Source organism: Pseudorhodoferax sp. Leaf267, from assembly GCF_001422405.1.
In the GTDB taxonomy this organism is placed as follows: domain Bacteria; phylum Pseudomonadota; class Gammaproteobacteria; order Burkholderiales; family Burkholderiaceae_C; genus Pseudorhodoferax.
Map to the genome: position 1 here is coordinate 138,741 of NZ_LMMV01000003.1, position 14,080 is coordinate 152,820.

The 14,080-nt window shown below is 71.5% G+C and carries 13 protein-coding genes; 8 read left to right on the forward strand and 5 right to left on the reverse strand.

Translation table 11 applies throughout. The features are described 5' to 3' along the window. The first annotated feature begins 49 nt into the window (after positions 1-49). Positions 50-1,489: a PLP-dependent aminotransferase family protein gene (locus tag ASF43_RS08820; RefSeq protein WP_056179166.1), complete on the forward strand. Its 1,440-nt coding sequence runs from the start codon at positions 50-52 to the stop codon at positions 1,487-1,489. A gap of 103 nt (positions 1,490-1,592) precedes the next feature. Then, complete coding sequence (locus ASF43_RS08825; RefSeq protein ID WP_056179169.1) at positions 1,593-3,080, forward strand: nucleobase:cation symporter-2 family protein; 1,488 nt, start codon at positions 1,593-1,595, stop codon at positions 3,078-3,080. Positions 3,081-3,232: 152 nt separating this feature from the next. On the opposite strand, the gene ASF43_RS08830 is transcribed toward ASF43_RS08825, so the two are convergent. From ASF43_RS08830 to ruvB, 5 genes are all read right to left on the reverse strand, one after another. Then, complete coding sequence (locus ASF43_RS08830; protein WP_056179302.1) at positions 3,233-3,499, reverse strand: DUF2164 domain-containing protein; 267 nt, start codon at positions 3,497-3,499, stop codon at positions 3,233-3,235. Positions 3,500-3,503: 4 nt separating this feature from the next. Then, positions 3,504-4,733, reverse strand: coding sequence for an MFS transporter (locus tag ASF43_RS08835; RefSeq protein WP_056179172.1), 1,230 nt, complete (start codon positions 4,731-4,733; stop codon positions 3,504-3,506). A 111-nt stretch (positions 4,734-4,844) separates the two neighbouring features. Then, positions 4,845-5,402 (reverse strand): hypothetical protein, encoded by a 558-nt coding sequence (locus ASF43_RS08840; protein WP_056179176.1) that lies wholly within the window; start codon positions 5,400-5,402, stop codon positions 4,845-4,847. Then, the gene (locus ASF43_RS08845; protein WP_056179179.1) at positions 5,380-7,110 is read right to left on the reverse strand and encodes a rhomboid family intramembrane serine protease; all 1,731 of its coding nucleotides are present in this window, start codon (positions 7,108-7,110) and stop codon (positions 5,380-5,382) included. The genes ASF43_RS08840 and ASF43_RS08845 overlap by 23 nt, the downstream gene beginning before the upstream one ends. Continuing rightward, entirely contained in the window at positions 7,110-8,165 is a 1,056-nt protein-coding gene (gene ruvB / locus ASF43_RS08850) for a Holliday junction branch migration DNA helicase RuvB (RefSeq protein WP_056179182.1), read from the reverse strand. Before ruvB ends, ASF43_RS08845 begins: the two co-directional genes overlap by 1 nt. 95 nt (positions 8,166-8,260) lie before the next feature. Between ruvB and ASF43_RS08855 the strand changes: the two genes are divergently transcribed. From ASF43_RS08855 to ASF43_RS08880, 6 genes are read left to right on the forward strand one after another with little or no spacing between them, the layout of a single operon-like run. Beyond that, entirely contained in the window at positions 8,261-8,884 is a 624-nt protein-coding gene (locus ASF43_RS08855; RefSeq protein WP_056179185.1) for a CDP-alcohol phosphatidyltransferase family protein, read from the forward strand. Between the two features lie 33 nt (positions 8,885-8,917). After that, positions 8,918-10,666 (forward strand): bifunctional alpha/beta hydrolase/class I SAM-dependent methyltransferase, encoded by a 1,749-nt coding sequence (locus ASF43_RS08860; protein ID WP_056179187.1) that lies wholly within the window; start codon positions 8,918-8,920, stop codon positions 10,664-10,666. Further along, entirely contained in the window at positions 10,663-11,988 is a 1,326-nt protein-coding gene (locus ASF43_RS08865; RefSeq protein ID WP_056179190.1) for a phosphatase PAP2/dual specificity phosphatase family protein, read from the forward strand. The genes ASF43_RS08860 and ASF43_RS08865 overlap by 4 nt, the downstream gene beginning before the upstream one ends. Beyond that, a complete protein-coding gene (locus ASF43_RS08870; RefSeq protein ID WP_056179194.1) occupies positions 11,981-12,424 on the forward strand; it encodes a hypothetical protein in 444 nt (147 codons plus the stop codon). Before ASF43_RS08865 ends, ASF43_RS08870 begins: the two co-directional genes overlap by 8 nt. After that, on the forward strand, positions 12,421-13,119 hold the full coding sequence (locus tag ASF43_RS08875; protein ID WP_056179197.1) for a lysophospholipid acyltransferase family protein: 699 nt from the start codon (positions 12,421-12,423) through the stop codon (positions 13,117-13,119). The genes ASF43_RS08870 and ASF43_RS08875 overlap by 4 nt, the downstream gene beginning before the upstream one ends. Further along, the gene (locus tag ASF43_RS08880) at positions 13,116-14,072 is read left to right on the forward strand and encodes a phosphatidate cytidylyltransferase (protein ID WP_056179199.1); all 957 of its coding nucleotides are present in this window, start codon (positions 13,116-13,118) and stop codon (positions 14,070-14,072) included. Before ASF43_RS08875 ends, ASF43_RS08880 begins: the two co-directional genes overlap by 4 nt. Positions 14,073-14,080 lie beyond the last annotated feature (8 nt).

Here is a 14,080-nt window from a genome sequence, read left to right on the forward strand (position 1 = left end):
ACTGTATTGCTCGATCTGCCGACACACCGCACACCACGAGGGCGCCGCCATGCTCATGCGCACCGCTTCGCAATCCCTGACCGAACAACTCGCCGCGCATTTCGCCGAGCGCATCGGCGACCGCCTGCTGGCCGCCGGCACCCGGCTGCCGTCGGTGCGCCAGTGCGCCGAACAGCACCAGGTCAGCCCGGCCACCGTCGTCGCGGCCTACGACCGGCTGCTGGCCCAGGGCCTGGTCGAGGCGCGGCGCAACCGGGGCTTCTTCGTGCGCGAGACGCGGGCTGCTGCGCGCGCCGATGCCGCGCCGGCCCGCGGCGGCCCGGCCCAGGTGCGCCCGCCGGTCGATGCCGCGGCGTTGATGCGCGGGATGTTCCATGGCGTGGGCGACTTGCCGCAGCCCGGCATCGGCGTGTTCCCCGCCGACTGGCTGGCCGCCGACATCGTGGCCGCCGCCGTGCGCAAGGTGACGGCCGGGCCGGCGCTGTCGGCGCTGTCGCTGCAGTACGGCGAGCCGGCCGGCGACATGGCCCTGCGCCGCGCGCTGTCGCACAAGCTGGCCAGCCTGAACGTGCCGGCCGCGCCCGAGCAAATCGTGACCACGCTCGGCGCCACGCACGCACTGGATATCGTGAGCCGCACGCTGCTGCGGCCCGGCGACCACGTGATGGTCGAGGAGCCCGGCTGGGCCATCGAGTTCGCGCGGCTGCAGGCCCTGGGCGCCATCATCCTGCCCGTGCCGCGCCGCGCCGACGGGCCCGATCTGGAGGTCATGGCGCGCTACTGCCAGGCCCATGCCCCCAAGCTGTTCGTCAGCGTCAGCGTGCTGCACAACCCCACCGGTTACTGCCTCTCCCCGGGCAGTGCGCACCGCGTGCTGACGCTGGCCAACGCGCACGGTTTCCACATCGTCGAGGACGACACCTACTCGCACCTCGCGCCCGACCACGCGACGCGCCTGTCCGCGCTCGATGGCCTGCAGCGCACCATCTACGTCAGCGGCTTCGCCAAGATCCTCGCGCCCGGCTGGCGCGTGGGCTACCTGGCGGCGCCGCCGGCCCTGCTCGAGCGCTTCCTGGACACCAAGCTGCTGTCCACGCTGACCACGCCGCCGCTGCTGGAGCGCGCCATGGCCTGGTGCATCGACCAGGGCCAGCTGCGCCGCCACGCGCAGCGCGTGCGCACCCGGCTGGACCAGGCCCGCGCCCGCAGCGCCAAGCTGGCGCAGGCGGCCGGCTGCCGCTTCGTCAGCGAGCCGGCCGGCCTGTTCGGCTGGGTCGATACCGGCGTGGACACCGAGGTCCTGGCCCAGCGCATGCTGGACGAGGGCTACCTGCTCGCCCCCGGCGCGCTGTTCCACGCCGGCCGCAAGCCCGGCACGCTGATGCGCATCAACTTCGCGACGACGCAGGCGCAGCCGTTCTGGAAGGTGTTCGAGCGGGTGCGCTCGGAGCAACAGACATCGCGGGCGCGCCCGGCAGCAGCCCCTTGAAGGCCGTGGCCGACGGCGCGCAGCGGGGGCGCGCACATGGCCTTATTCTTGCTGGGCGTTTGGTGATTCGCGCCGCACCCGACCCCCGCTGGAGAACCTGCCCATGCGTACCGCTTCCACCCCGACGGTCCACCCGGTGGACCAGGTCTTGCCCACCGGCAAGCTCACCGCCCTCGGCCTGCAACACGTGCTGGTGATGTATGCCGGCGCGGTTGCCGTGCCGCTCATCGTGGGCCGCGCGCTCAAGCTCAGCCCCGACGAAGTGGCGCTGCTGATCTCGGCCGACCTGTTCTGCTGCGGCATCGTCACGCTGATCCAGGCGCTCGGCGCCACGCAGTGGTTCGGCATCAAGCTGCCCGTGATGATGGGCGTCACCTTCGCGTCCGTCGCGCCCATGGTGGCGATCGCCAATGCCAACCCGGGGCCGACCGGCGCGCCGCTGCTGTTCGGCTCCATCATCGGCGCGGGCGTGGTGTCCATCCTGATCGCGCCGCTGATCAGCCGCATGCTGCGCTTCTTCCCGCCGGTGGTGACCGGCACCATCATCGCGGTCATCGGCATCAGCCTGATGCGCGTGGGCATCAACTGGATCTTCGGCAACCCGTTCGGCCCGACCGCGCCCAGCGTGGTCGACCCGGCGCACCTGAAGTGGCTGGCCGAGGTGACCTCGCCCGGCTCGGCCATCCCCGCCGTGCCCAAGGGCCTGGCGCTCGCGCCGACCATGCCCAACCCCAAGTACGCCGAGCTGACCGGCGTGGGCATTGCGGCGCTAGTGCTGGTCTCCATCCTGCTGATCGTGAAGTTCGCCAAGGGCTTCGTGGCCAACATCTCGGTGCTGCTGGGCATCGTCATCGGCGGTGTCGCGGCCACGGCCATGGGCATCATGACCTTCGAGAAGGTGGGCAAGGCCGATTGGTTCGACATCGTGATGCCCTTCCATTTCGGCCTGCCGCAGTTCGACCCTCTGCTCATCTTCACGATGACGCTGGTCATGGTCGTCGTGATGATCGAGTCCACGGGCATGTTCCTCGCGCTGGGCGAGATGACGGACCGCAAGGTCGGCCAGCCGGAACTGGCGCGCGGCCTGCGCACCGACGGCCTGGGCACGCTGATCGGCGGCATCTTCAACACCTTTCCCTACACCAGCTTCTCGCAGAACGTGGGCCTGGTCGCGGTCACGGGTGTGAAGAGCCGCTTCGTGTGCGTGGCCGGCGGCGTGATCCTGATCGTGCTGGGCCTGCTGCCCAAGATGGCGGCGCTGGTCGAGTCGCTGCCCACTGTGGTGCTGGGCGGCGCGGGCCTGGTGATGTTCGGCATGGTGGCCGCCACCGGCATCCGCATCCTGGGCGGCGTGGACTTCAAGACCAACCGCCACAACGCGATGATCGTCGCCGTGGCCATCGGCATGGGCATGATTCCGCTGATCGCCCCGAACTTCAAACAGTGGATGCCGCACGGCCTGCACTCGCTGATCGAGTCCGGCATCCTGTTGACCTCGATCACGGCGGTGCTGCTGAACCTGTTCCTCAACGGTGCGCACCACGATGAGGCTGCGACCATCGCGGCGGCGCGGCAGGCTGAGGCGCACTAGAGAACAACCCCCCAAGCGGCTTCGCCGCTCCCCCCTTCTGCTGCGCGAAGGGGGGCACCGCCAGCGGCCTGGCAGAGCCAGTTCCGCGGCGGTTCACGAACGGGCTTCGCTGCGCTCGCCGCGGGGGATGCCGTTCGGGTTGATGGGCCGCGTCAGCGGCCTTGCCGGCTTTTTTTGTTCCAGTACCCGAACTCGTCGGCGTGGACTTCGATGTCCAGCTCGGACACGCGAAGCTGCATGCGCTCCTGCGCGTCGGCCACGGCCTGGTTGTAGAGGCTGGGGCCGATCTCCTCGATGAAGAAGTTCAGCAGCTGCGCGGCGGCGATGTTGCCGATGGGCTCGTCCATGTGCTCGCGCAAGTAGCGCTCGAGCGAGGCGAGCGCCTGTTGCTGCTTGTCCCTGGGCAGCGCGATCGGCATGCGATCAGGCGGCGGAGCCGGCGACCGCGCGGCGCGCACCGGCGCGCGCATGCGTGAGCGCCCAGAAGAAGATGCCCATGCCGGCCAGCGCCAGCAGCGCGCCGACCCAGCCGGTGGACGTCCAGCCCAGGCCGGCGCTGATGGCCACGCCGCCGAGCCAGGCGCCCAGTGCGTTGGCCACGTTGAAGGCCGAGTGGTTCAGCGCGGCGGCCAGCGTCTGCGCGTCGCCGGCCACGTCCATGAGCCGCACCTGCAGCGCCGGGCCGATGGCCACCGTGGTGCCGATCAGGAATACGTTGATCGCAGCCAGCACCGGGTGGTGCGCCGTGAACACGAACAGGGCCAGCACCAGTGCGGCCCAGGCCAGCATGCCGCAGATGGTGCGCATCAGCGAGCGGTCGGCCATGCGTGCGCCGACCAGGTTGCCCACGACCATGCCCAGGCCGAACAGTGCCAGCACCACGGGCACCCAGGCCAGCGGCATGCCCGAGACTTCGAGCAGCGTGGGCTTGATGTAGCTGAACACGGCGAACATGCCGCCGAAACCGATGGCCGCGATGCCCAGCGTGAGCCAGACCTGCGGGCGCGCCAGCGCGCTCAGTTCGCGCAAGGGGCTGGCGCCGGCCTGGGCCGGCAGGTTGGGCACGTTGCGGTGCACCAGCACCACGGCCGCCAGCGCGATCACGCCGACCAGCACGAAGGCCGCGCGCCAGCCGAAGACCTGGCCCAGCGCGGCCGCGATCGGCACGCCCAGCAGCGTGGCGCCGGTCAACCCCAGCATCACCAGGCCCACGGCCTGCGCGCGCCGGCCGGGCGGGGCCAGTGCGGCGGCCACCAGCGCGGCCACGCCGAAGTAGGTGCCGTGCGGCAGGCCGGCCACGAAGCGCAGCAGGTTCAGCGACCAGTAGCCCGGTGCGGCGGCGCTGGCGAAATTGCCCAGCGCGAACACGGCCATCAGCGCGACCAGCAGCGCGCGCCGGCCCATGCCGGCGGCCAGCACGGCCAGCACCGGCGCACCGATGACCACGCCCAGCGCATAGGCGCTGATCACATGGCCGGCCTGCGGGATGCTGACGCCGATGTCGGCCGCCACTTCGGGCAGCAGGCCCATGATCACGAATTCGCCCGTGCCGATGGCGAAGCCGCCCACGCCCAGCGACCAGATGGCGCGGGCGAATCCAGGGGCGGCGGCGGGCGCGGACGGGGTGTCCGCGGCGGGAAGAGCGGTGTGCAAAACGAAAACTCCTGCGGGACGCGAGGCCGGTCGGGATGGCGGCCTGGAGGGGGTTCTACGGGAAAACCCTGGGCTGCGACCTTATCACGGGCACGGTTTTTTTGCTGCGTGTCAGGGACGGGCGGTCGCCGTCCAGCGCAGCACGCTCCAGCGCCAGGGGTTCCAGCCCGGGTCGCGCGCGATGCGCAGCGCGCCCTGTTCGAAGGCCCAGACGATGCCGGGCGCAATGCCTGGCGCAGGCGCGTCGGTGTCGTAGGCCGAGGGCGCGCCCAGCGTCGCCGCCAGGGTGCGCGCGGCCTGGTGGTGGCGCCACCAGGGCAGGAAAACCTCGGTCTGCTGCAGCCGCCCGCCCTGCAGCGTGGCGCGCAGCCGGGCCGCCGGCAGGCCGTCGGCGCGGGCCAGGTCGGCCTCGCAGATGCGTGCCTCGGCGGTGTTGGTACAGCGCAACGGCGCACCGGCCAAGCGCTGTTGCAGTGCGGCCTCGTCCAGGCCTGCGGACAGCGTGGCGTAGTCGAGCGCGATGCGGGCCTGGGCGCCGCCGAACAGGTGGGCGCGGTGGCTGGCGAACTCGCCGCGGCCGGCCCACAGCCCGGCGCCCAGCGCGCAGGCCAGCGCCAGCAGTACCACGGCCAGGCCGCGCCAGGCCTCAGGGCGCGCCGGTGTGGCCACGGGGACCTCCTGTAGGGTGGCCGCGGCGCGACAGCTCGCCCAGCTGCCGCATCCAGACCGCCATGTCGGCCGACAGGCGGTTGAGCTGGGCGTCGGCATCGGCCGGCAGGTCGGGGTCGCGGTTGAGCATGGCCAGCTCCAGGCGCAGCGCGCGGGTGGCCGTGTCGCAGACGTTCTGGTACAGCGCGACCACGCGGCCCGTGTGGTCCCAGCGCGGCACGCGCAACGGCGCGAGCTCGGCGGCGATGGCATTGCAGGCCGGCACCACGCTGCGTTCGGCAAGGGCCAGGAAGGCCGGACGCCGGATCTCGCCGCGCACCATCCGCTGGTTCTCCTGCGCCAGGCCGCGAAAGGCCTGGTCGAAGCGCCGCCCAATGTCGGGCAGGGCCTGCTGCGCCGCATACACCTGCGAATGCCAGGCCAGCGGCAGCGGCGTGGCCAGTACCGCGTAGACGACGGCGATGCCGCTGGCCACCGTGCCCAGCAGCGCACGCACGCGCCGGCGCCCGTGCGAAGCCAGCGGGTCGAACGGCGCCAGCAGCACCAGGCCCAGCGCCACGCCACTGGCCAGGCCGCCCAGGTGCGCGGCGTTGTCCACGTTCTGCTGGCTGAAGCCATGCAGCAGCGAGTAGCCGATGAAAAAGCCCAGCCCGGTCCACAGCCGGCGCAAATTGGTGGGCGGCACGGCATGGCGGTAGTGCCAGCTCGCGGCCAAGAGCGCGCCCAGCACGCCGAACACCGCGCCCGAGGCGCCCACCGACACCGAGGACTGGGCCGCGTAATGCAGGCTGGCCGCGCTGCCGCTCAAGCCCGCGGCGAAGTAGACCAGCAGGAACTGGCCATTGCCCAGCAGCCGGCACAGCTGCTTGCCGGCCTCCCACAGGCCCAGCATGTTGAAGGCCAGGTGCGCCAGGCCGCCGTGCAGGAAGGTGGCGCTCAGCAGGCGCCACCACTGGTCGTCCAGCACCACGGCCGAGGCTGCGTTCGCTCCCCAGGCGAACAGCTCGGGCGACAGCGGCCTGGTCGGGCTCAGGCCGGCCGCCAGGTTCATGGCCCAGACCAGCACGTTGGCGCTGACCACGGCATACAGGGCCCAGGGGTTGGGCGTCAGCGCGTCCAGGCTGTCCTCGAACGCGGCCTCGGCGCGGGCCGCGCGCCGGCTGGCCGACTCGCCGGCGCCGGCCTGGATGCGCAGCAGATCGAGCCGCGCATGGATGGCGTCGTAGGCGATGTCCTGTTGCGCGGTGCTGAGCAGGTGCAGGCCGACGCGCGGGCGCGCCGGGTTGTGCCCGTCCCACCAGCGCGTGCGGTCGGGGTGCTCGGCGTCGGGGCGGCGGTGCAGGCGCATGAAGCCGCCGCGCTCCAGCGTCACGTCCTCCAGCGCCGACCAGGGCACGGGCGGCTGCAGCCCCACGCCGGAGATGCCGCGCGCGTCCAGCCGCAGCACCGGCTGGCCGCTGACGGCATGGCGCAGCAGCGTGCGCAGCAGCCAGGCCACGGGCGCGGCCACCAGCGCCGCGGCCAGCAGCCGCCAGGGCAGGGCGAAATGCTCCAGCAGGTCGTCCACCGAGGCCATGATGGCCAGTCCGAACACCACCAGCGCGGCCGCCACCAGCAGGCTGCGGCGTCGGCGCGTGGGCGCAAAGCTCAGTGGCGTGTACAGGCCGGTGTCCGGCGCATCGGGGGCCGGCGGCGTCGTCGCTGCCATCAGCTGAACAGATCGGGCCTGGCTTGCGGCGGTGCCACGCCCAGGTGCCGGTAGGCGGCCTGCGTGGCGATGCGCCCGCGCGGCGTGCGCTGCAGGAAGCCCTGCTGGATCAGGTAGGGCTCGATCACATCCTCGATGGTGCCCGACTCCTCGCCGATGCTCGCGGCGATGTTGTCCAGCCCGACGGGGCCGCCGTCGAAGCGGTGGATCACGGCCTCCAGCAGCTTGCGGTCCATCACGTCGAAACCCTGCGGGTCCACGTCCAGCATGGCCAGCGCGCGATTGGCGATGTCCTGCGTGACCGTGCCATTGCCCTTCACGTCGGCGTAGTCGCGCACGCGGCGCAGCAGCCGGTTGGCGATGCGCGGCGTGCCGCGCGAGCGCGTGGCGATCTCGCGCGCGCCGGCCGGGTCGATCGGCACGTGCAGCAGGCCGGCGCTGCGCGTGACGATCAGCGTCAGCTCCTCGACGGTGTAGAACTCCAGCCGCGCGACGATGCCGAAGCGGTCGCGTAGCGGGTTGGTCAGCATGCCGGCGCGCGTGGTGGCGCCCACCAGCGTAAAGGGCTGCAGGTCCAGCTTGATGCTGCGCGCCGCCGGGCCCTCGCCGATCATGATGTCGATCTGGTAGTCCTCCAGCGCCGGGTAGAGGATCTCCTCGACGACCGGGCTCAGCCGGTGGATCTCGTCGATGAACAGCACGTCATTGCGTTCCAGGTTGGTCAGCAGCGCGGCCAGGTCCTTGGGCTTCTCCAGCACCGGGCCGCTGGTCTGGCGCATGTTCACACCCAGCTCGTGCGCAATGATGTGCGACAGCGTGGTCTTGCCCAGGCCCGGCGGGCCGAACAGCAGCACATGGTCCAGCGCTTCGCCGCGCTTTTTCGCCGCGCCGATGAAGATCTCCAGCTGCTCGCGTGCCTTGACCTGGCCCACGTACTGGTCCAGCAGCTTGGGGCGCAGCGCGCGCTCGATGGCTTCTTCGTTCGGCGAGGCCGGCGCGGCCGACACCACGCGGCTGGTCGGCGGCATGGCGAAATCGTCAGTCTGGATGGTCATATGGGAGTGCGTGCAGCGGGCAGTTTAGTGCCTGCCGCACTGGCAGAATGCAGCGGGCCACAAAAGACAAAACAACTGCAGGGGGGCCGGAAAACGTGTCGATCTACGCGCTGAAACCACGCTTCCAAGCCCTGCTGCGGCCCCTGGTCACGCAGCTGCACGCCATGGGCTGCACGGCCAACCAGGTCACGCTGGCGGCCTGCGCGGTGTCGGTGGCGCTCGGGCTGTGGCTGTTCTTCGCGGCGCCCGGGCCTGCGGCCTTCGGGCTGGTCCCGCTGTGGATGTTCCTGCGCATGGCGTTCAACGCGGTCGACGGCATGCTGGCGCGCGAGCACGGGCAGCAGAGCAAGTTGGGCGCCCTGTTGAATGAGTTGACCGACGTGGTCTCCGACGCCGCGCTGTATGCGCCCTTCGCCCTCGTGGCGCCGTTCAGCCCGTTCTGGGTCGGCACCGTGGTCGTGCTGGCCGGGCTCAGCGAATTCGCCGGTGCCCTGGGGCCCACCATCGGCGCGTCGCGGCGCTACGACGGCCCCATGGGCAAGAGCGACCGGGCCTTCGTCTTCGGCGCGCTCGGGCTGTACGTGGCGCTGGGCTGGCCGCTGGCGCCCTGGGCGGCCTGGCTCATGCCGCTGGTGGCCCTGCTCGTCGCCTGGACCACCCTGAACCGCATGCGCGGCGCGCTGGCCGAAGCCAGCGCCGCGCCCGCGGCCGACCGCTAGCGATCCACGAAGGCCACCGTGACCACCACCCCGATGCGTGTTCCACAGGAGCACCACTTCCAGACCCACGACGGCGACTCGCTGTTCTTCCGGCGCTGGCCTGCGACCGGCGCCACGCGGCGCGGCGCCGTGCTGCTGTTCCACCGCGGCCACGAGCACGGCGCGCGCATGGCGCACCTAGTCGACGAGCTGGACCTGCCCGATTTCGACTTCTTCGCCTGGGACGCGCGCGGGCACGGCAAGTCGCCCGGCCAGCGCGGCTACAGCCCCAGCTTCGGCACCTCGGTGCGCGACGTGCAGACCTTCGTGCAGCACATCACCGCCAGCTTCGGCGTGCCCGAGCAGGACATGCACGTCGTTGCGCAAAGCGTGGGCGCGGTGCTGATCGCCACCTGGGCGCACGACTACGCACCCCAGGTGCGCGGCCTCACGCTGGCCTCGCCGGCCTTCAAGGTCAAGCTCTACGTGCCGTTCGCACGCGCCGGGCTGGGCCTGCTGCACAAGCTGCGCGGCCTGTTCTTCGTGGACAGCTATGTGAAGGCGAAATTCCTCACGCACGACCCGGCGCGCATCGCCAGCTACGAGAGCGACCCGCTGATCTCCAAGCCCATCGCGGTCAACATCCTGCTCGGCCTGTACGAGGCGGCCGACCGCGTGGTGGCCGATGCGAATGCGATCACGCTGCCGGTGCAGCTGCTGATCTCGGGCGCCGACTGGGTGGTGCACCACGCGCCCCAGCACCGCTTCTTCGAGCGGCTGGGCAGCGCGGTGAAGACCAAGCTGGAGCTGCCGGGCTTCTACCACGACACCCTGGGCGAGAAGAACCGCGGCCCGGCCGTGCAGGCCATCCGCGCGTTCATCCTGCAGCGCTTCGACGCGCCCGCCGCGCCGGTCGACCGGCGCGATGCGCACCTGCACGGCGAGACGGCCGAGGAGTCGCGCGCGCTGGCCGCGCCGCTCTCGCCGCTGTCGCCACGCGGCGCCTACTGGGCCGTGACGCGCGGCGGCCTGCGCGTGGGCGGTGCGCTGTCCGACGGCATCGCGCTGGGCCACGCCACCGGCTTCGACTCGGGCAGCACGCTGGACTACGTGTACCGCAACCAGCCGCAGGGCCGCTCCATGGTGGGCCGCGCCATCGACAAGACCTACCTCACCTCCATCGGCTGGCGCGGCATCCGCCAGCGCAAGATCCATGTCGAGGAGCTGCTGCGCATCGCCATGGCCCGCCTGGCCCAGGCGCAGCGCCCGGTGCGCGTGATGGACATCGCGGCCGGCCATGGCCGCTACGTGCTGGACGCGGTGCTCGCCAGCCCCGTGCGGCCCGACGCCATCGTGCTGCGCGACTACAGCGACATCAACGTGCGCGACGGCCGCGCGCTGATCGCCGAGAAGGGCCTGCAGGACATCGCGCAGTTCGTGCAGGCCGACGCCTTCGACCGCGCCAGCCTGGCGGCCGTGGCGCCGCGGCCCACGCTGGCCGTGGTGTCGGGCCTGTACGAGCTGTTCCCCGACAACGCCATGGTCGGCCGTTCGCTGGCCGGCGTGGGCGATGCCGTCGAGCCCGGCGGCTACCTGGTCTACACCGGCCAGCCCTGGCACCCGCAGCTGGAGATGATCGCGCGCGCACTGACCAGCCACCGCCAGGGCGAGGCCTGGGTCATGCGCCGGCGCACGCAGGTCGAGATGGACCAGCTGGTGCAGGCCGCGGGCTTTCGCAAGCTCGAGCAGCGCGTGGACGAGTGGGGCATCTTCACGGTCTCGCTGGCGCAGAGGGTGGCATGAAGACGCAGCGGCTGTGGAAGCGCGCGGCCACGTGGCTGGTGTTGCTCGGGCCGCTGTTCTACGCTACCTATGGCCTGGCCAACTGGTGGGCCGGCACGCGCAGCGGCGTGCCCACCATGGCGTTCGCGTGGGAGCGGCAGGTGCCGTTCTGGCCCTGGACCATCTTCCCGTACTGGACCATCAACGTGTTCTACGCGGTGTCGCTGTTCCTCGCGCGCAACCGGCACACGATGGACCGCCACGCCTTGCGCCTGGTCAGCGCGACGCTGATCGCCTGCACCTGCTTCATGGTCTGGCCGCTGCAGTTCAGCTTCGGCCAGCCGGCCGTGCAGGGCGCGCCGGCCTTCCTGTTCGCCGCGCTGCGCGGCTTCGACCAATCGTTCAACCAGGCCCCGTCGCTGCACATCGCGCTGGCCGTGATCCTGTGGGACTGGTACCGGCAGTTCCTGCGACCGCTGTGGGCGCGGTGGGTGCTGCACGTGTGGACGTTCGCCATCTGCGCCTCGGTGCTCACGACCTGGCAACACCACTTCTTCGACATCCCGACCGGCGCGCTGCTGGGCCTGTTCTGCGTCTGGCTCTGGCCGCTGGAGCGCCGCGTGTCCATGCTGGGCGCCTGGCGGTGCACGCGCGATGCACAGCGCCACAAGCTGGCCGCGTACTACGGCCTGGGCGCGGCGCTGCTGCTGGCCCTGGCCATCCATGGCGGCGGCATGCTCCTGTGGCTGGGCTGGGCGGTGGCGGCGCTGGCGCTGGTGGCGCTCAACTACCTGGGCCTGGGCGCGCGCGGCTTCCAGATGGACGGCCGGGGCCGCATGGGCTGGGCCGCGCGCTGGCTGTTCGCACCGTACCGGCTGGGCGCGGCCGTGAACGCCTGGCTCTGGACGCGCCGGCTGCCGGCGTCGGTCGAGGTGCAGCCCGGCCTGCGCCTGGGCCGCCTGCCCGGCCGTGCCGAATGGCTGGCCGCGGGCCAGCCGCGCCTGGTGAGCCTGTGCGCCGAGCTGCAGGTGCCCGCAGGATCCCACGCGCGCTGCGTGCCCTTGCTGGACCTGGCCGTGCCGCCCGCGGTGCGGCTGCAGCGCGCGGCGCTCGTGATCGAGGCCCAGCGCCGCCAAGCCGGTGGCGCGCCGGTCTGGGTCTGCTGCGCGCTCGGCTTTTCGCGCAGCGCGGCGGCGGTGATCGCCTGGCTGGGCCGCGATGCGCCTGCCGGCGGCCTGGCTGCGGCCGAGGCCGCCGTGCGGCGCGCGCGGCCGCAGATCGTGCTGGGCGACGCCTGGCGGGTGTCGCTGGCGCGCGTGCTGGAGGGCCGGCCGCATGAATGACCAGGACCGCGCCACCTGCGCCGCGCTGGCCGGCCTGCTGCGCGCCGCCGGTCTGCTGGCGTGGTGGGGCTTCGCGCTCATGTGCATCGCGGCGCTGGTGCTCGCGCTGACCCTGCGCTCGCTGTCCACGCTGCCCACCATGGGCTTTGGCGCGGTCGTGGTGCTGGGCCTGCTGGAGCGCTACTTCGCCTTCCGCCTGCGCCTGGACGAGGCGCTGTTCGACGGCCTGGCGCGCAACACCGTGGCGTCGCTGCAGGCGCTGGACCAGGCGCTGTCGGCGCTCGGCCTGCGCGATGCGCCGGCAACGCCGCACGCGGTGCGCCCGCTGGACGAGCGCCTGCTCGGCACACGCCAGCTCATGCAGCGCCACTCGCTCGTGGTCGCCTGCCAGAGCGCCTTCTTCCTGCTCGCCTTGTTGACACAGGACATGTCTTGAACAACGACACCTTGGCTGCGGACCATCCGCCCCGCTCGGCGCTGCGGCGCGCGCTGGCGCTCCTCACCGGCAAGCTCATCATCGGCGCGGCCGGCCTGCTGACCGGCGTGCGTGCGATCTGGTCGGGCTGCACGCCCGAGTCGGTGCAGACGCTGTATTTCGCCAACCACACCAGCCACGGCGACTTCGTGCTGCTGTGGGCCACGCTGCCGCCCGACCTGCGCACGCGCACACGCCCGGTGGCGGGGCAGGACTACTGGCTCGCGTCCCCGCTGCGCCGCTTCATCGGCGTGGAGGTCTTCAACGCACTCATGATCCGGCGCGACGGCGCGGGCCGGGACGCCGACCCGGTCGGGCAGATGACGCGCGCACTCGAAAGCGGCGACTCGCTGATCATGTTCCCCGAAGGCACGCGCAACACGGGCGACGACCTCCTGCTGCCGCTCAAGAGCGGGCTGTACCACCTGGCGCGGGCCTGCCCCGACGTGCGCCTGGTGCCGGTGTGGATCGAGAACCTCAAGCGCGTGCTGCCCAAGGGCAAGACCATTCCGATCCCGCTGGCCTGCACGGTGCGCTACGGCGCGCCGATCCGCCTGGCCGAGGGTGAGGACAAGGCCGCCTTCATCGCACGCGCGCGCGCCGCCATGCTGGACCTGCGGCCCGAATACGAACGCAACGAAGACCCCGCACCATGAGCGAGCTGTCCCCCTTCGCCTGGACCACGATCCGGCTGTTTGGCGGCGTGGCCGGCGTGCTGGTCCTGGCCTCGACCATCGGCGCGCTGCTGAAGTGGCGCGTCGCGCACGGCCAGCCGCATGCGGTCATCGACAACCTCAACGCCCGCGTGAAGGCCTGGTGGGTCATGGTCGCCGTGATCGGCCTAGCCTTCGCGTTCGGCAAGGGCGGCGTGATCGTGCTGTTCTACCTGATCTCGTTCTATGCGCTGCGCGAGTTCATGAGCCTGGCCTACACGCGGCGCGGCGACCACGGCGCGATCGCGCTGGCCTTCTTCGTGGCGCTGCCCGGTCAGTACCTGTTGATCTGGGTCGACTGGTACGGCCTGTATTCCATCTTCATCCCGGTCTACGCCTTCCTGATGCTGCCCATCCTGGCCACGGCTGGCGGCGACACGCAGCGCTTTCTGGAACGGACGTCCAAGATCCAGTGGGGGCTGATGGTCTGCGTGTTCTGCATCAGCCATGTGCCGGCGCTGCTGATGCTGCAGATCCCCGGCTTCGAGGGGCGCAACTTGCTGTTGATCGCCTTCCTCGTCATCGTGGTGCAGGGCAGCGACGTGCTGCAGTACGTCTGGGGCAAGCTGATGGGCCGGCGCAAGGTCGCGCCCGAGCTGTCGCCGTCCAAGACCTGGGAAGGCCTGGTCGGCGGCGTGGCCAGCGCCACGCTGCTGGGCGCCGCGTTGTATTGGGCCACGCCGTTCAACCCCTGGCAGGCCGGGCTCATGGCGCTCGTCATCTGCCTCATGGGCTTCCTGGGCGGGCTGGTGATGTCGGCCATCAAGCGCGACCGCGGCGTGAAGGACTGGGGCGCGATGATCGAGGGCCACGGCGGCATGCTGGACCGGCTGGACTCGGTGGTCTTCGCCGCGCCGATCTACTTCCACGCACTGCGCTACTGGTGGGTGCCATGAGCTGACCA